The sequence below is a fragment of the Bacillus ndiopicus genome (assembly GCF_000612805.1).
Lineage (GTDB): Bacteria > Bacillota > Bacilli > Bacillales_A > Planococcaceae > Metasolibacillus > Metasolibacillus ndiopicus.
Window position 1 is genome coordinate 40,969 of record NZ_HG964403.1, and the last position, 17,686, is coordinate 58,654.

Annotated in this window: 16 protein-coding genes; 12 read left to right on the forward strand and 4 right to left on the reverse strand. The window is 36.7% G+C overall.

What is annotated here, in order from left to right; translation table 11 throughout:
• Positions 1–54: 54 nt before the first annotated feature.
• The 7 genes from TY13_RS00240 (at position 55) to TY13_RS00270 (ending at position 8,390) form a co-directional block, all read left to right on the forward strand.
• The gene (locus tag TY13_RS00240; RefSeq protein WP_042470217.1) at positions 55–345 is read left to right on the forward strand and encodes a DUF6509 family protein; all 291 of its coding nucleotides are present in this window, start codon (positions 55–57) and stop codon (positions 343–345) included.
• A gap of 405 nt (positions 346–750) precedes the next feature.
• A complete protein-coding gene (locus TY13_RS00245) occupies positions 751–2,160 on the forward strand; it encodes a VanZ family protein (RefSeq protein ID WP_042470220.1) in 1,410 nt (469 codons plus the stop codon).
• Positions 2,161–2,655: 495 nt separating this feature from the next.
• A complete protein-coding gene (locus TY13_RS00250) occupies positions 2,656–3,708 on the forward strand; it encodes a DUF418 domain-containing protein (RefSeq protein WP_042470224.1) in 1,053 nt (350 codons plus the stop codon).
• A 50-nt stretch (positions 3,709–3,758) separates the two neighbouring features.
• Complete coding sequence (locus tag TY13_RS00255) at positions 3,759–5,069, forward strand: FAD-dependent oxidoreductase (RefSeq protein ID WP_042470226.1); 1,311 nt, start codon at positions 3,759–3,761, stop codon at positions 5,067–5,069.
• Positions 5,070–5,426: 357 nt separating this feature from the next.
• Positions 5,427–6,194 carry an ABC transporter ATP-binding protein gene (locus tag TY13_RS00260; protein WP_042470229.1) on the forward strand — a complete coding sequence of 256 codons (768 nt, stop codon included), beginning with the start codon at positions 5,427–5,429 and terminating at the stop codon, positions 6,192–6,194.
• A complete protein-coding gene (locus TY13_RS00265; protein WP_230199372.1) occupies positions 6,172–8,037 on the forward strand; it encodes an ABC transporter permease in 1,866 nt (621 codons plus the stop codon). Before TY13_RS00260 ends, TY13_RS00265 begins: the two co-directional genes overlap by 23 nt.
• A complete protein-coding gene (locus tag TY13_RS00270; RefSeq protein WP_042470232.1) occupies positions 8,034–8,390 on the forward strand; it encodes a YxeA family protein in 357 nt (118 codons plus the stop codon). Before TY13_RS00265 ends, TY13_RS00270 begins: the two co-directional genes overlap by 4 nt.
• Before the next feature lie 165 nt (positions 8,391–8,555).
• On the opposite strand, the gene TY13_RS00275 is transcribed toward TY13_RS00270, so the two are convergent.
• Both TY13_RS00275 and TY13_RS00280 read right to left on the reverse strand, forming a co-directional pair.
• Positions 8,556–9,929, reverse strand: coding sequence for a sensor histidine kinase (locus TY13_RS00275; protein ID WP_042470234.1), 1,374 nt, complete (start codon positions 9,927–9,929; stop codon positions 8,556–8,558).
• Between the two features lie 12 nt (positions 9,930–9,941).
• A complete protein-coding gene (locus TY13_RS00280) occupies positions 9,942–10,643 on the reverse strand; it encodes a response regulator transcription factor (RefSeq protein WP_042470235.1) in 702 nt (233 codons plus the stop codon).
• 305 nt (positions 10,644–10,948) lie between these two features.
• On the opposite strand from TY13_RS00280, the gene TY13_RS00285 reads away from it, so the two are divergent.
• A complete protein-coding gene (locus TY13_RS00285) occupies positions 10,949–11,776 on the forward strand; it encodes a VOC family protein (protein ID WP_042470237.1) in 828 nt (275 codons plus the stop codon).
• A gap of 24 nt (positions 11,777–11,800) precedes the next feature.
• Positions 11,801–12,562, forward strand: coding sequence for a helix-turn-helix domain-containing protein (locus tag TY13_RS00290; RefSeq protein WP_042470238.1), 762 nt, complete (start codon positions 11,801–11,803; stop codon positions 12,560–12,562).
• 43 nt (positions 12,563–12,605) lie between these two features.
• Here the strand turns inward: TY13_RS00290 and TY13_RS00295 are convergent, their stop codons facing one another.
• Positions 12,606–13,013 (reverse strand): VOC family protein, encoded by a 408-nt coding sequence (locus TY13_RS00295; RefSeq protein ID WP_042470240.1) that lies wholly within the window; start codon positions 13,011–13,013, stop codon positions 12,606–12,608.
• A gap of 88 nt (positions 13,014–13,101) precedes the next feature.
• On the opposite strand from TY13_RS00295, the gene TY13_RS00300 reads away from it, so the two are divergent.
• From TY13_RS00300 to TY13_RS00310, 3 genes are all read left to right on the forward strand, one after another.
• Positions 13,102–13,788, forward strand: a complete 687-nt coding sequence (locus tag TY13_RS00300) for an RNA polymerase sigma factor (RefSeq protein WP_042470242.1) — start codon at positions 13,102–13,104, stop codon at positions 13,786–13,788.
• Between the two features lie 178 nt (positions 13,789–13,966).
• Positions 13,967–15,304 (forward strand): acetamidase/formamidase family protein, encoded by a 1,338-nt coding sequence (locus tag TY13_RS00305; protein WP_042470243.1) that lies wholly within the window; start codon positions 13,967–13,969, stop codon positions 15,302–15,304.
• 199 nt (positions 15,305–15,503) lie between these two features.
• Positions 15,504–16,916 carry a hypothetical protein gene (locus TY13_RS00310; RefSeq protein WP_042470244.1) on the forward strand — a complete coding sequence of 471 codons (1,413 nt, stop codon included), beginning with the start codon at positions 15,504–15,506 and terminating at the stop codon, positions 16,914–16,916.
• Here TY13_RS00310 and TY13_RS00315 read toward each other — a convergent pair.
• On the reverse strand, positions 16,902–17,480 hold the full coding sequence (locus tag TY13_RS00315; RefSeq protein ID WP_042470246.1) for a hypothetical protein: 579 nt from the start codon (positions 17,478–17,480) through the stop codon (positions 16,902–16,904). The genes TY13_RS00310 and TY13_RS00315 overlap by 15 nt on opposite strands.
• Positions 17,481–17,686: the final 206 nt, after the last annotated feature.

A 17,686-nucleotide genomic window follows, 5' to 3' on the forward strand; every position in this document is an offset into this window, starting at 1 on the left:
AATTTACGTTATCATTAATAAGACGACATATATTTCGCAAAGGGAGCGAGCAAATTGAATATTACACAATTTTCGATTGAAGAAATTAAGGACCCGACAAATATTATTGAAGGCAAGCGCTATGAATTTTTGTTAGATGTAGAAATTGATGAGGAAGATGAACTATACTCTGAGGCAGGCATTGAGGTACGCGTGTTAATCGGTCATCATAATGATGACGTGCGTATTTTAAACTACTTCATTATCGATAAGGCGGAAAATGAGTATTTAGATTTCGCGTTAGAGGATGATGAGGAAGCGATGATTTTAGCGTTTTGCAAGGAGCAGCTTACAACGGAACAGTAAGCTTTAAGCAGAGTGGCAATATATTTTTATTAAAAGTGAAGTTATTTTCTATTTAATAGCTTTTTAGCAGAATTAGTTGAAGGACTAATTCTGCTTTTATTTTTATCTTGATGTAGATTTTTAATAAAGCTGGATTAAAAGTAAGTTGCAAACGCTGATTTTATACAGAAAGAAACCAACTGTTTTGAAACAAAGTTTGATCAAAACAGTTGGTTCTTTATTTATCTAGTTTGGTTATTTCGGGATGCGAATATTCAATTAAAGCCTCCGTTAGTCGAATAACAACCATTATTAAATACTTAATAACTAAACATACTTCATAAAATCTTAAGTTTTATAATTAAAAAACCTTAAGAACTTCTTGCTACAATGAACAAGTCAAATTATTTAGGAGGTTACGTTACAATGGATTTAATTAGTATAGTATCTGGTCTTTTACCATATGTAAAATATTCCATTTCCATCATCGCAATCTTGATTATTGGATATTTTATATATAGAAAATTTTATCAGGGAAAGTATCCAATACGTCTTTCTAAATTTGTTTTTATCACTTTACTTATTTGTTGGTTCATTGTTGTATTTGGAATCACTACTCTCAGTAGAGGGGCACATTATACAGAACAGATTAATTTCAGTCTATTCACCAGTTATGTGAATGCATGGAACAAGTGGTCACTGATTGAATTTCAATTAATCATCTTTAATATGTTAATGTTTGTACCTTTAGGTGTGCTATTACCGTTGATTCATCATAAAAACGAATCATTTTGGCGTGTACTCGTCATATCAATTACTTTCACGTCTTGTATTGAAATTTCCCAATTGATTACAGGTAAAGGGATTTTTGAATTAGACGACCTTTTACATAATACCATTGGGAGTTTAGCTGGGTACTTTATCGTGATGGTATTCATTTTATGGACCGAACAACGAAAGTTAACATTCAAACCGATTGTGAAAGCTATTTCTATTCCACTAGTTTTTATTGCGTTATTTAGCGTAGCAAATGTGGTGTATAGTGCACAAGAATTTGGGAATCTGCCATTCAAACCTGCACAAAAACAAAATATGGAACATATACAGGTGCAACTTGAAACGGAACTTTCCAATAAATCACTTAACGCATGTGTTTATTACAATAAAGATGTGAATGATATAAAGAGAGGAAAATTAATTGCCCAATCCATTGCTAAACAATTTAATTTGAAACAACAAGGTGGCATGCGGATTGAAGTGGATAATCGTATATTTACATTTCAAGACGATGAAGGCAGTGTCTATTATTTAACTTATTTCATGTTAAATGGTTCTTGGTCCTTATCATTCGATAATATAAATGATGCCCCTCTAAAAGTTGATATTAAACAGCAAAAGCAGCTTTTAGAAGATTGGTTAAAAAATGAAGGATTATTACCTAATAACGCTATCTATCAGCAGCAAGATGAGCGTACAATTCGTTGGGATTTAGCTGAACCAGAGAATTTACAATCCACATGTGAAAATTTCTCTAAAGGTCTGGTTATGATTAGTCTTTTTAATCAGCAAGTACCCGATATATTATTTGACATCAGTGACAATGAAATGGTTGCGAAAAAGCAATTAATTTCACAACAGCAAGCTTATAATGTATTGGTAAACGGAGAGTTTAGCACGTACAGTCCTTTACAAAAAGGTGATACATTAACGATAACGAATGTTCGCTTAACTTATACTTATGATACAAAAGGTTATTATCAGCCTGTATATGTATTTACATGCATTGTAAATGATTCAGACTATCTAATTGAAGTTTTAATATCAGCTATTCAGTAAATAAAAAACTGAACTTGCCCGAATAATGGACACTAAAAAAGTGTAGCTATTCGGGTTTTTTGTTCAATACTAGTCATTCAATGAAAGATATTTTTCTTTATATAATACTATTAGGTCAGTTTAAGAAATACGAATAATTCCCACTAACACCGTGGGAAGGTAGGTAATAGGAATTTTGATTTCAAAAAATACCTATACTAACATTCTTCTTAGTCATTGTAGAGTGTTTAATCTTTTAACAAATGTAGATAAGAAAAATAATGAAAAAAAAAAGCACATCACTAAAATTTACATTTAGTGATGTGTATTTTTATTAAATGTGTAACATTGTAAGTAAAACACTACTAAAAAAGACTTAATGTACAATTACTTGTACGTAATCTTACAGAGTAGCCACTCTGCTTTTTTAAGGTTTTTGTAAGCTTGCCATTAAATACACGTAAGGTGGATAAATTATATTTAGAGCATGTTATTTAAAGAAGGAGCTGTTCATAAATGAATACATCTGTGACACCGAAGGAAAGGATTCAATCCCTTGATATTATTCGGGGCTTTGCCTTGTTTGGGATTTTATTTATTAATATTGCGGCCTACCAAGTAATAATTGAAGGTGGACCAATGGCTGATTACACTGGCATTAATAAAACGATTGATTCGTTAATAAATGTTTTTGTTGAAAAGAAATTTTTCTCTATGTTTTCATTCTTGTTTGGGGTAGGTTTTTACATTTTTGCTTCGCGAGCTGAAGCGCGTGGAGATAAGCCGAGATGGCGCTTTGCTAGAAGATTATTAGCGTTATTATTAATTGGGATTGTCCATGTTTTTATTTTCTGGGGTTCAATTTTAGTTTTTTATGCAGTGATTGGCTTTTTATTAATTCCATTTTATAAAGCAAGCCTAAGAACAATTCGCAATTGGCTGCTTGGATTAATTAGCATCCACCTTATTGCGACGGTATTGCCGCTTATTGTACCTGCTACAGATTCAAATTTGACAAGCTTTTTTAGCAATGATTTAACACTCGTATTTATTATGTTTTTATCAGGCTTCTATGTATCCAAAGCGGGCTGGATTCAAAATGTAAAAGAAGTGAAGCAATTAAAAACGTTATTTATCATGCTACTACCATTTGCAATTGGGAGTATGCTGTGGATTTGGTTTGCATCGGAAGGTAATAATGACCAAGTAATGAAGATTATGACGTTAGGCACAGTGCCGATTACGTACTGCTATTTAATTATGTTATTTTGGATTTTCTCAAATACAACTGCTGTCAAGCTGTGTCAGCCTGTTGCGAAAGTTGGGCGCATGGCATTAACAAACTATATTGCACAAAGCTTCATTGGCTTAGCGATTATCTCAGCAATGGGTCTTGAGGTTGTCAATTCAAAGGATGTTGTAATTATTGCACCAACCATCTTTATTATTCAAATTGTGTTTAGTGTAGTTTATTTTAAATTTTTCAAGATGGGGCCAATGGAAAAACTATGGCGCTGGATGACGGGGAAACCAAAAGAAACAAAAGTGCTAGGCACACAAACAAATTAGAAACAAGTTAATCGCAATTCGGGTATTATAAAGTAAAGGGAGTGATTGCGATGAAATATGTCATTATAGGTGGGGATGCTGCTGGTATGAGTGCAGCGATGGAAATTTTGCGGAATGTGGATGAGGCAGAAATTACTACACTTGAGCGTGGAGAAATTTATTCATATGGGCAATGTGGGTTGCCCTATGTAATTGATGGGCGTATTTCTTCGCCAGACAATTTAATTGCACGTTCGGCGCTAGAGTTTCGTAAACGGGGAATTGATGCACGCATCCAGCATGAAGTGCAGGAAATTGATTTTGATGCACAGATTGTGAAGGGGGTATATCAAGAGGAGCCGTTTGCAGTACCGTATGATAAATTGTTAATTGCTACAGGTGCTAGCCCTACTATGCCCAATTGGGAAGGTAAATATTTGGCAAATATTCATACAGTGAAAACAATTCCACAGATGAATACATTGCTTGAGAGCTTGAAAGATACGCGTCATGTCACGGTATTAGGAGCAGGCTATATCGCGCTTGAAGTAGTGGAGGCTATGAGAGCATGCAATTTGCAAGTTCGTCTAATTCATCGTGGCGGACAGTTAATGTCGCTTATTGATGAGCAGTTAGCTGAGCATGTGCTTGCCGAGGCTAAGAAAAATGGTGTTGAAGTGCTATTGAACGAGCATATTACGGGCTTTACTGGAAATGAAGCGGTTGAAGCTGTCGTGACGGAGCAAGGTAGCTACCCAACAGATCTTGTCATAGTTGCAACGGGTGTGCGTCCAAATACAGCATTTGCTGATAAACTGGAGCAATGGAAGAACGGTGCAATTATTGTTGATGAGCATATGCAAACATCGATACAGAATGTTTATGCTGCAGGGGATTGTGTAGCACATTTCAACTATGTAAAAGGTGAATATGATTATGTCGCGCTTGGTACAACAGCGAATAAGCAAGGGCGTATTGCAGGGCTTAATATGGCTGGCAAGACAACGCGCTTTAAAGGTGTAGCAGGCACAGCAATTTTAAAGTTTTTCGACTTAGCAATTGGTATGACAGGCATTACATCAAATGATGCAGACAAGCTTGGCATAGCGTATGATGTCTACACACATAAAGCAAATCATATTGCAGGCTATTATCCTGATGTACAGCCGATTTATTTGCGAATGGTAGTGCAACAAAATACGCAAAGGTTACTAGGCTTACAGGCAGTTGGTGCAGGAGTCGACAAACGCATTGATGTTTTTGCAACAGCATTAGCAGCAGGTATGACTTTGCCAGATTTATTGGATATTGATATTTCCTATTCACCTCCATTTAACGGGGTGTGGGACCCATTGCTTCAAATTGCGAAGCGTTATAGTTAATAGAAAATCGATTTTCATACAACGAAAAAAGGATTGCCATGCGCAGGAGGCAATCCTTTTTTTGTTTTTCTGTTTTTATTAATGAGAGGTGTTTTCTCATGTCCAAATGGTTGGTTGCACTTGTATTTAAAATAGCGAGGCGATGCTATTTTGCGGAATGTAAATACAACTGCAGGTGATTGGAACAGTTATAGCATAGCGCAATTTTATGCAAAATGGTGGATTTTCATCAAACCTTAAATGAATTGTAACGTTTGTTGTAGCATTGTTACAAAATTAAGGTTGTTGTAAGCTTTGCACAATTTTAGTGTAAGGCACACCTGTTAAAGTAAAGATATCAAAGCGGAGGTGCAAATGATGAAACCAGTTTTACAAGTTGAAAATATAACAAAAGCATATGGCAAAGGAGCCAATATATATAAAGCATTAAATGGTGTAAGCTTCGAGGTGCATAAAGGTGAGTTCGTTGGTGTAATGGGACCGTCTGGCGCGGGGAAATCGACATTGCTGAATGTAATTGCAACAATTGATAGCGCGACAACAGGTTCGATTATTATTGATGACACAAATATCGCCAATATGAAGGATGAGCAGCTTGCAGATTTTAGACGCGATAATTTAGGATTCATTTTTCAAGATTACAACTTGCTCGATTCGTTAACAGTGCGCGAAAATATAGTGCTTCCGTTAGCGATTGCGAAAAGGCCAGCAGCGGAAATTAACGAGCGCGTAGAAAGGATTGCAGAGCTATTTGGTATTGCAGATTTGCTTGATAAATATCCATACCAAATCTCAGGGGGACAAAAGCAGCGTACAGCTTCATCACGAGCGCTTGTAACAGAACCAAAGCTATTATTTGCAGATGAACCAACTGGAGCCTTGGATTCAAAATCGGCAACTGACTTATTAGAAAATCTTAGCGAGCTAAACGCTAAGCAGCAGTCAACGATTTTAATGGTAACGCATGATGCATATGCGGCGAGTTTTTGCCAGCGTATTCTTTTCATTCAAGATGGTCAGCTATCGAAGGAAATTTTCAGAGGCGAAGAAACACGTAAGCAATTTTTCCAAACAATTTTACAGGAGCTTACGGTGATTGGCGGTGACGCAAATGACGTTATTTGATTTAGCGCTAAAAAATATGCGACGCAATATGAAGAGCTATGCATTGTATTTTGGCTCTGTCTTATTCAGTATCGTCATCTACTTTACGTTTGTCACACTGAAATATAGCGACGATATTAGCGCCTTAGCAGATTCATCGATGAAGGTACAAGGCATTATGAGTGCCTCGTCTGTCGTGCTATTAATTTTTGTAGCAATGTTTATTATTTATGCGAATTCATTTTTTATAAAAAAACGCAAGAAGGAAGTTGGGCTTTATTCACTGTTAGGTGTGCGTAAAAAGCAAATAGGCTTGTTGTTGTTTTTTGAAAATATCGTGCTCGGCATATTATCGTTGGTAATTGGGATTGTACTTGGCTTCTTATTATCAAAGGGCTTACTGACAATATTAGTGCGTTTAATGGGGCTTGATGCAGTAGCGAGCTTTACATTATCAAGTGAAGCGGTTATTAATACAACAATTGTTTTTATGATTGTTTTCTTATTCACATCATTGCAGGGCTACCGTGTTATTTATCAATTTAAGTTAATCGAATTATTCCAAGCAGATAAAAAAGGAGAAAATTTACCAAGAGCAAAATGGTTTGCAACAATTGCAGGGGTTGCTTCATTAACATTTGGCTATTGGCTTGCATCACAGGATTTGATGACTTCAGTAATGTGGAAAATACTTGGTATATCAACACCAATTGTTATTATTATAGCGACTGTTGCCGGGACATATTTATTATTCCATAGCGTACTAGTATTCGTGCTAACAAAGCTAAAAAATAATGAACGTTGGGCATGGCGTGGGCTTAATCTTTTAGGTGTTTCGCAGATTTTATACCGCATAAGAGGGAATGCGAAAACACTGACAACTATTGCTGTATTAAGTGCAACGACAATTACATCTGGTGGCGCAGTGTATGGGCTATATTATAATGCGGGTGAACAAACACATCACTATTTACCAAATACATTTATGTGGGAAGGTAAAGAGGTTAATCTCACGTCAAAGGATGTCCTTTACAATGAAACGGTTCACGCTAAGCAGGCAGAGTTAGAGCTTGCTGGAACTACCTACCGTTACACATTTGTTGATGTCGATACGTATAACAAGCTTGCACAACTACAAGAGCGTGAGCAGCTAGCAGTACAGAATGGGGAAGCAATTATGCTAGATCCATATTATGATGAACGCTTCTCAATAAACCACACTGGGCAAAAATTAGCTGTTGGAGATGTAGCTGTCAAGGTGAAAAACCTCCACGCAGAAAGCATTTTTAACGCAGATGTGATAGGGCAAACAATCATCGTTTCAGCATCGGATTATCAAGCATTAGCGGCTGAGCACAACACATATCAATTAGTTGGGATGGACAATGATAAAAAACAAGTAGCGTCTTCTGATAAGCTACAGCAACAATTAGGCGATGTTTATTTATCAAGCTTCCCAGCAAGCTATAAATCATCAATTGAAGGTTTAGGCTCATTACTATTCGTTGGTAGTTTTTTAGGTTTAGTATTTTTAGTGGCAACAGGTAGTATTATCTACTTCAAAATTATGACAGAAGCTGAAGAAGACCGTGGTAAATATGAGATTTTGCATAAAGTTGGCGTAGGTCATAAAGAAATGAAAAAAACAATTCGCATGCAAATCGGCTTTATATTTGCAGCACCATTAGTAATGGGTATTTTGCATAGTGCCTTTGCCTTAAGTGCTTTCTCAGGCTTGATAGGCGCAAATATCTTAGTGCCAGTCATTATATGGATGGTCGTTTACATGGCAATTTACGCAGTAATTGGGTATTTAGCACACAAACAATTTTCACACACTTTACAATGGAGGGCTATAAAATGAAAAAGGTTTTTATCGTACTAGCATCACTTATCGCTGTTGTAATTGCAGGACTAGTTATTATTGCAACTGTTGATTTTAATCGCTTAGGGAAAAATTATGTATACGTGCAAATCGCAGGTGATGGAGAAGTGGAGAAATATACAGCATCTAATGGCGAGGTGTTGGAAATGTATTGGTATAAACAGCCAGCTTATAAGGAAAATGGTGAAGCTATTAATGTTGAGTTTTCAGCAACCAAAAATTTACGCCACGATGCATATTTAAAGCTTTATGTGAAAAATGGCAATGAAGTAACATCATATGATGAAGTGACATTTGATGAGTTGCCAGAAAAAGTGAAAGAAAAACTATAAAATATAAAAAGGGCGTTCGAAAAAGCTAGCAGACATGCTGTTTTTCGGATAGCCCTTTTTGTGAGTAGAAAGTCCTAGTTCGCCCGTCGAAATGTGAGAGGAGGTTAAACTAGGGAGATATTTTGTTATTCAGAACTAACTACGGTTTGCTGAACAATGCCTTTTTCATAATCGTACAACAACAGTCGTCCCAACGCCAATTTCGCTTACTAACTCAACCTCGCCACCATGTGCATGGATTACGTCACGGGCAATTGCCATACCAAGCCCTGTACCTTTAATATTTTCTGTATTCGTGCCGCGATAATAGCGTTCAAATACTTGTGGTAAGTCAGCTGCTGCGATGCCTTTCCCGTTATCACGAATCGTAATAACAGCAGCTCCGTCCGTTTCTTCAATAAAAATCTCCAGCGATACATGCTCCTTATTATGCACCAATGCGTTATAAATAAAATTAAGCAATGCTCGTTTCATTAAATGTGCATCAATGCTTTTCACTAGTTTATTGATTTGCGAATCAAATGAAACTTCGCGCTCACTAAATGATGCGTCATTTAATACATCAATCACAAGTTCACGAACAAAGGAAACGATATTTATATCAACAAGTTGCAAAGGCATTTGCTGTTGGCGTAGTCGCATTGTTAATGTGAAATCATCGAGCAACTCGCGCATATAGACTGATTTTTTTTCAATAATTTCTGCGTAATCGGCCTTTTCCTCAGTTGAAATCTCGCCTTGTAGTAGCTCTGCATAGCCTTGTATCGAGGCGAGTGGTGTTTTCATATCATGCGAGACATTGCTTACCCATTCGTTGCGCATTTGCTCTAGCTTACGACGCTCCTCCTCATGTAACTTCAAATTTTCGGCTACATCATCTAAATTTTGAAAGACTGAACGATAAATACCTTGATTACGCTTATCAGCAACGGAGAAATTGCGACTTTTTAGCTTCTGAATACGTTCAATCATGCCATAAATCGGCTTTGTAAGGAATGAGCTGAAAATAAAGCCAATGATTATCGCAATAACAATATCAACTATAATGATAATCAGGGAAAGCTGTGCGATAAACTGTGGTATTGAGCTAGTATTTGAGGTGAAAATAATTTTCGAAATGCTACTATCTTGAATACCTACCAAATACGTAATGCCCTCATGCTCAGTGACGAATACAGATGTATTATATTTATCGCGATACTTATAAGCATGGATAAGCTCAATGGGTGTATAATGCACTGGAGCTGTGCTTGGTGCGAGCGCATCACCAATCACATTTCCGTTATCGTCTAAAAATTGCACCCATGCATTGCGTTGTTGTAATGCAGCAATCCCTTCATCTGAAATTGTAGGTGCGCCATCTACTTCGGAAATATAGCGTGCAAGTGCACGAGTAAAATCTGTTGGTGAGGTAGGTATTTCCTCGTTAGTCTGATGGTAGATGTATAACGCAATCGAAATAATGCCATTTATTAAAATCACACAAAATACTGTACATATAATTGCTGTTAAAAAGCGACCTGTTATTTTCCATCTCATAGGCACTTCCCCTTACTTCGCAACAAAGCGATAGCCCAAGCCTTTAACTGTCGTAATATAAACAGGGCTAGATGGATTGTCCTCAATTTTTTCACGTAGGCGGCGAATATGCACCATTAACGTATTATCCGCTCCGAAAAATTCATCTCCCCATACTTGCTCAAACAAAGTTTCTTTACTCAAGATACGATTCGGATTGCGTAAAAAACAAGCCATCAAGCCAACTTCCTTAGCCGTTAAATCAAGCACAGTCCCTGCTTTGGATACCTCTGTTTCATCCTCATTAATGGCAAAAGGACCAATACGATTGACAGCCGTTGCTGAGACATCAGCCTGCGTTTGATAGCCTGCGCGTCGTAACTGTGCCTTTACGCGGTAAGCAACTTCCTTTGGGCTAAATGGCTTTGTAATATAATCGTCGCCACCGATTGCTAGTCCAAGTAATTTGTCAATCTCATCTGATTTTGCAGATAAAAATAAAATTGGTATATGCGAAATCTCTCGAATTTTTTTACACAAATCATAGCCTTCACCATCAGGTAACATAATATCAACTAATGCGATATTTGGTGAATGCTCTCTGAACATTTCCCATCCTTCTGTTACAGAGCCCGCACTAACAATGTTTGAAAAGCCCTCCTTTTGCAAGGTAGTCGTTAATAAATTTCGTAAGTCTGCTTCATCATCTATAATTAAAATGCATGGCTGTTCCATACAAGCACCTCTTCCATCAATAAATATCTTCTTTATAGTATAGGGGAAAGAGGTGGGGAAGTGAATTTTTAGCATTGCTTTATTATTCGATAAATTAGCGGAATAATAAGGCGATATTCTGTATAACTAACTATTTCGGCGTAATGCTCTTCAACAGAAAGATTGGATTCAATCCATCTATCACAGTTACAACATTCCTTGATTTTTTGTTGATTGACTTTTCAGAAAAAACTAAAAATCAATTGACATTAAACTAGGTTTAACCTTTATCCTTAAGATATAAAAAGATTAAAGGAGTTGTTTAGATGTATCGTTGGGATGGAGGATTTATAATGGTAGACCCTGAAAAATTTGAGGAGGCTGTTAAGTGGTATCAGGAAGTATTAGGGTGGGTTTGTTTAGATAAAATTACTTCATGGGTTGGTAGGAAAGGCTTTATGAAGCTACCAAGGTCGGGGATAGTTACTATTAAGTCGTTTGAAGGTATATATGAACATTTACAGTCGTCTGATGCGGAAGGAAACGTTAAGCTAGTATTTGTCACTTATGATCTTGATAAGACCTTGAACTATTTAGTAATGAAGAATGTAAAATCTACTGAAATATCTGTGTTGCCAAATGGTCAAAGATATTGTGAAATTTTTGCTTTTAACAACACCAAGTTGACAATAGTAGAGGAGCAGAGAATAGAAGATAACAATGATTATCCCGCTTCGGGAATAATAGGATTCGGAAATGTTAATGCCATTATCCATGTGAAAAATCCAAAGGTATCTGCCGAATGGTATGAAAAGAACCTTGGTTTTGAAGTGCTTGAGGTGAATGAAGAAGCAGGCTTTGCACACATGAGGACTGAAGATGCTTATGACAGAAATGTGTTAGGACAACAATTTTGGGATAATATTTGGTTGCTCCAATGCACGCAAAATTCAGTGGAGAAACCGAATGATACTAAGGCAAGAACCTACTTTGATATTAGACCTTCAGTTTTCTTTGAGGAATACAATAAACTGATTCGTAATGGGATTAAACCATCAGAGATTGCGGGAGACCCTATAAATGGCTGGGGCGGGTTTCATATTTATGATCCAGATAACAATCGTATAAATATTTGGTCATATGTAGCTAATTAAAATAAATACTAAAGGGAGGTAAATATGTATCTTACAATACAGGAATTTTCAAAAAGGACAGGATTACCTCCTAGTAGGCTGAGATTTTATGATAAAAAGGGATTGATTCAGCCAACAGCCCGCTTAGAAAATGGTTATAGGGCTTATTCGGTAGACCAAGTACATTTAGCAAAAATGATTGATTCTCTTAGACAAGCAGATATCTCTATTCCAGATATAAAGCTTTATAGTGTAGCTAGCGAGAAAGAGAAAAAAATATTACTCGATAAATGGAAGAAGGATTTGAACAGAAGAATCGACGTACTCCTTGCTGCAAAAAAGTATATTGGAGGCATTAATGTAGAAAATCCTCAAACTCTTTTACTATCAAAGTGGGAGACAGCAAAGAGCTTCGTTTGGCAAAGGTTTGAAGCAGATAGGAGTCCGCACCCATTTCGCCAACATTTTATTACTGCAAAATGTCTATTAGAAGAACAAGGTATACAATGCTCAAATCAAATATACTTAAAAAACGAGTCCATTACTAAGGACAAAATAATTGGGGAAATAGGGTTTGAGGTAAGTAATGACTACGAGATGAAGGATAATAAACTTTTTCGATATGAACAGTTTCCCCCTACTTTATTTGCTATATTGCAAGATTGCAAAGCAGAGGATGCATTTCTTTGTTTTTCCTACATTCAAGTAATAATCCGTTATGGTTTTCAGCCTGCGGGTGCTAAGATTGAGAGGTACTCTAGTATAGATGATGACTCGTTTGATTATTTAATTCCTTTAGTGAATTAAAAAAGTGGAAGAGCCTCTTCACCTCTTCCACTTTATGCTTATTTTAGTTCCCTCTATAGTAAGGTGAGTTAACGTCCTCACTTACTACACTAAAGGAATTACCATCAGGGTCAAAGAAATCAAATCCTTTCATTAGACCATAATCATGTATATCTGTTGTTTCAACTCCATTTTGTTTCAGCATATCTAATACGGGCTCGATTTGATCAACTACAAAATTATAATAGACGTTTTTGCTTTTTTTATTAATGATAAATTCTGTTGGTTGAGGTTTTTCTACCTTTATTAAGGCAAGGCCCACAGTGTCACCTTGAAAAACATACCCAACACCATGATCCTCTCCGTTTTCTTGCCATTCCTCAACTTTCGTTACACCTAGATTTAATTCATACCATTTTTTAGATCGCTCCAAATTTGTAACAGGGATAAAAATACCGCCTACTTTAAACACCAAAATCACTCTCCTTATTTTTTGTTCCTATACAAACGATTATAATGAAATAAAAGTTACATACTTTATAAAAATTTTTGGAGGTACAATGGTTATTGAAATAAATAAAATCGAAGAAATATCTTTGAAGCTATATAAATATTGTTTGTCATTAACCTTCTCAGAATGGCAAGCAGAAGATTTAGTTCAGGAGACATTGATAAAATTCATTAAAATAAAACAAAAAGAGCCTAATCGAGAAATAAATCTAACATTCCTATACAAAATTGCAAGGAACCTTTTTATTGATGAAAAACGTAAGAAAACTGAAATTCTCACATCTCCTAATGAATTATATATAAGTAGCTTTGATTCAACTGAATGGGATAGCTTATTAGAAATCTTATATAGTACTCTACCAATTCGACAAGCTATGCTATTAACATTAAAGGATGTTTTTCAATATACCTCTGAAGAAATCGCTGAAATGTTGAGAGTCAGTAATGAATCAGTAAAAACTGCCCTTCATCGTTCTAGAATGAAATTAAAGGGGAATACATCTGTACCTACCACTAAGCGTGATGCCAATCCTAACATAGTCAAAGATTTTTCATTAGCGGTTAAAAAACAGCAGCCATTAAAGATATTTTACTATTATCGATTACTACAAACGGCTGAATATAAAGTATTTGGCAATAGAGAGAAAGGTCTACATATCATTTTTATATCTGATCCTGATGGTAATATTCTTCAAGTGCATTCAAATAAAAGCCCCAGTGGATGTCACAAAACGTGACGATTTTAGGTTAACTTCCACTCAGTTCGAAAAAAATCTGGACGCAATTACACCGAGGCATAACTAATTTATTTGTTGAATTTACAGAAAATTCGACGAAATGTGCGTAAAAGCTTGTACTATAATTTTCCACTAGTTACACTAGTAATATAAAGTATAGAAAGGGATGGTGGCTTTAATGACGAATGAACAACCACTCGAACACGAGCAAAACGAAATGATTCAAGCAGTAGAAACGCTTTTTGTGAATGAGTTTACGAATGGTGTATTAGATCCAAATAAGCCGATGCTTGGTCCGCTACGAGATGGTGGTACGATTATTGCAAACACAGCGCCTGGCTGCTGGGGACCAATGCTGACACCTGAAATACGAGGCGGACATGAAGTAACAAAACCGGTATACATAGAAGGTGCGGAAATTGGAGATGCACTTGTTATTAAAATTAAATCCATTCAAGTAACATCCATTGCAACTGCATCTGGTACGGATGAAGCGCTACAGGACCGCTATATAGGCGATCCATTTGTAAAAGTAAAATGCCCAGGCTGTGGCAAACTGCATCCACAAACAAAGGTGCAAGGGATTGGGCGTCAGGCGATTCGGTGCTCCATTTGTGATACAGAAACAGCACCATTTGCTATTACGAACGGCTACACGATGGCTTTTCATCATAATGAAAAATTAGGTGTGACAGTTGGGAAGGAGGGGGCACGTAAAATTGCACTAGAAGCGAACAACTATATGCGTATACCTGAAAACTCGAAGCAAAACCCTGTCGTAAGCCTTGCTCCTTCTGATTTAGTCGGAGTAATAGCAAGAATGCGCCCATTTTTAGGGCAGTTAGGTACAGTACCTTCAAAGGCGATGCCAGATTCGCATAATGCAGGGGACTTTGGCTCGGCATTAATTGGTGCACCACATGAGTTTATTTTAACTGCGGAGGAATTGGCAGCGCATAAAACAGACGGGCATATGGACATTAATCGTGTGCGCCAAGGGGCTACTATTATTTGTCCTGTTAAAGTGGAAGGTGGAGGTGTTTATATAGGCGATATGCACGCGATGCAAGGTGATGGTGAAATTGCGGGACATACGACAGACGTCTCGGGCATCGTGCAATTGCAAGTAAGTGTCCTGAAAAAGGTAGCAATCGATGGACCTATCATTTTACCAAATGAAGAAGACTTGCCATATACAGCGAAGCCATACACGAAAGAGGAAAAACGTTTAGCACGCGAGCTAGCTGAGGAATATGGAGTAAAGCAGCTAGAGGAAGGGCTACCAATTTCAGTTGTAGGCACAGGTATTGATTTAAATATAGCGACAGAAAATGCAGTAGAACGCACAGCAACTTTACTAAATTTATCGACTGAAGAAGTAAAAAATCGGATCACATTAACAGGTGGTATTGAAATCGGTCGTCTACCAGGTGTTGTAACAGCCACATGCCAAGTGCCGAAATCATTACTAAAGCAAGCAAAAATATATAAACCAATAAAACAGCAGTATGATTAAAATAAGCTGACGGGAGATGTAGGGAAGTGCCTGCATCTCCCGTCAGCTATTTACTTTTAGAAAAGAAAATTAGTATGGCAGATGAAAGGCTTTTTTTCGTATTATTTAATCGCTCCAAGAATCAGTAAAAAAAACTAAAGCATCCTTACATGGCGTTTGATATAGTAGAAATAGAATGGAATCAGAAGGGGGAAAGCGTATGCTGCAAATAGACGAGCGATTGTATAGCATGACGCAAGGAAAAATAGGGGAACCATTTATGCGTGCTATTGCAGAGATTTCGAACGAAACGTCTATTATTTGGGGTGAGCTTCTTCCATTAGAACAAATTTTAGTAAATGATGAACAGGTCTTAGCTTTAGTGAAAAGCTACTGCGTCGAGGATGTTGCCGCCTTTTCAAGTGCAGAGCAAGGTGTAAAGAAGGTACTGCAAGATTTACTACAGCATAATTATGATGCGCATGTATTGCAGTATATGATGCTTCATCAAACAATTGAAACGCAAGGATTGCTCCGTTTTTTGACTGGAGTTGAGATGAGTCTTCCTGTACAAGAGATTAAAGCATTGGTAGTACATAAAGTAGAAAATAAATGGCTAATTCATCCGATTTGGAGAGAAGATGAGCCTTTTTGGCGCACTCTTTATGCCAAAAAACTATATAGCATATTAATGCAGGTGAACATTGTAAATATACCAAATCCCGCATTGATCATTTTAGAATTGCAAAAAGCGCTAGCAAATACGATGTCGAAAAACCGTGTAGCGACAATAATCCATCAATTAATCAATCATATAACGCAGCAGAGTGAGCTCTCATATGAATTAAAAATGCTCCATTTAAATGATGTAATTATTCACTTTACGAGCGGCTCAAGGCATTTTCGCAAGCTAAGAAAGCGCATCGCACAGCTTGAAGCGATGTGGAGCGAAGAGGGGCAGTGGGCATTAACAGAAAAGGAGCGCACATTGCTCGCTTATATATTGCTTGAGGAAGCTGTATCCCGTAAAGATACAGAGCAAATTTTGATACAAGGTCTATTTTTAATTGAGGATGATCGTTTAAACAATCATATCGTTGAATTGATGGTTGAATATAATGAAGTACTTAAAATTATTCCGCCACAGCCAGAAACGATTGTTAAAGCTTATGATAAAAATTGTGGCGAATTTATTCTATATCATGTAATAGGGGCACTTGCTAAAGCAAACCAGTTTGAACGTATAGTCGCATTGTTGAAAGACTATGAAATCGCATCCTGCTTAGAAATCTATCAATATATAAACGGCGCACAGGATGTGGATTTATTGCATAAATTAGAGGCTAGTGTACAAAGAGGTATTGCGAGTATTGTCGATGGCTCACCGCAGAATATTCGCCAATCTTTGGCTAAGTGGCAGGGGGACTATCGAGTTAAGAAGGGGCCGTATGCTGAAATTGCTTTGATGACCTCAAAGCATGTATGTAATATTTTAAAGTCATTATGGGCAACAGAGCAATTTGAGTTATTTGAGCGGTTAATTGAAATTTATCGAAAATATTTATTTATACCAGCTCATTTTAAACAACTTCGTGCGTTTGTTGCCACAACAGTTCGTTCAAATGACTTTTGATATGGCTCCAATTGGAATGTTGTGCATGGGCTTAGAGCGAGGAATGAAAACATAGCGACTTAGTTCCCCTTTATAACGTAAATGCATATAAGGAAGCTTGCCCAAATCTGTTGGCTTCATAAAATATGGACACAGCCCGTCCAAGCAAAAGCCAGCCTCCTTTAATAATGTCGCTATAAACTGTGAGCAAAAGAAAGCCCACTCGCGTTCTAGCTTAATGCGACAAGCTATGCCAATTAAGCCAATGAAATTGTAGCGGTACTTGTCCATATGTTGTTTGAAGTATTGAATTCTTTGCTGCAGTATTTTGTATTGTTCGTCCGATACATAACATTCATAAATAGCACAATTAGCAGAGCGTAATAATTTAGAGTGAATACTTTCTTGAACAAAGCCCCCGATAAAGGGATTGTTTTCAAATTTCCTTCCGAAACTATACATTTCTGTTAAATTGCGGTCAAATGCAATGGAGACGTGGTTAAAATTTTCTTGCGTATATAGTTGTATGGCGCGAGATAGAAATGAACCTGTTTCTGTTAAAACGATATAAATTATTTTACCCATGAACATCACCTCAATATTACGATAACAAATAAAAATGAAGAAATAGTGTAATTAAAAATGAAAAATGTCTTAATATTTAGTACGTTTTAAATCAAGAAAAGATTCATCATATATGGATTATTTTTCATATAAAAATAAATGTAATGTGAATAATCCGAATATTACGCCTTCCGAATAAATTCTGTGGTACAATTTATGTGTAAATA

Coding starts and splice junctions, on each gene's coding strand:
- TY13_RS00310 (WP_042470244.1), top strand. CDS start 15,504: ATGCTGCAAATAGACGAGCGATTGTATAGCATGACGCAAGGAAAAATA.
- TY13_RS00305 (WP_042470243.1), top strand. CDS start 13,967: ATGACGAATGAACAACCACTCGAACACGAGCAAAACGAAATGATTCAA.
- TY13_RS00270 (WP_042470232.1), top strand. CDS start 8,034: ATGAAAAAGGTTTTTATCGTACTAGCATCACTTATCGCTGTTGTAATT.
- TY13_RS00250 (WP_042470224.1), top strand. CDS start 2,656: ATGAATACATCTGTGACACCGAAGGAAAGGATTCAATCCCTTGATATT.
- TY13_RS00315 (WP_042470246.1), bottom strand. CDS start 17,480: ATGGGTAAAATAATTTATATCGTTTTAACAGAAACAGGTTCATTTCTA.
- TY13_RS00255 (WP_042470226.1), top strand. CDS start 3,759: ATGAAATATGTCATTATAGGTGGGGATGCTGCTGGTATGAGTGCAGCG.
- TY13_RS00275 (WP_042470234.1), bottom strand. CDS start 9,929: ATGAGATGGAAAATAACAGGTCGCTTTTTAACAGCAATTATATGTACA.
- TY13_RS00245 (WP_042470220.1), top strand. CDS start 751: ATGGATTTAATTAGTATAGTATCTGGTCTTTTACCATATGTAAAATAT.
- TY13_RS00290 (WP_042470238.1), top strand. CDS start 11,801: ATGTATCTTACAATACAGGAATTTTCAAAAAGGACAGGATTACCTCCT.
- TY13_RS00285 (WP_042470237.1), top strand. CDS start 10,949: ATGTATCGTTGGGATGGAGGATTTATAATGGTAGACCCTGAAAAATTT.
- TY13_RS00300 (WP_042470242.1), top strand. CDS start 13,102: ATGGTTATTGAAATAAATAAAATCGAAGAAATATCTTTGAAGCTATAT.
- TY13_RS00260 (WP_042470229.1), top strand. CDS start 5,427: ATGAAACCAGTTTTACAAGTTGAAAATATAACAAAAGCATATGGCAAA.
- TY13_RS00280 (WP_042470235.1), bottom strand. CDS start 10,643: ATGGAACAGCCATGCATTTTAATTATAGATGATGAAGCAGACTTACGA.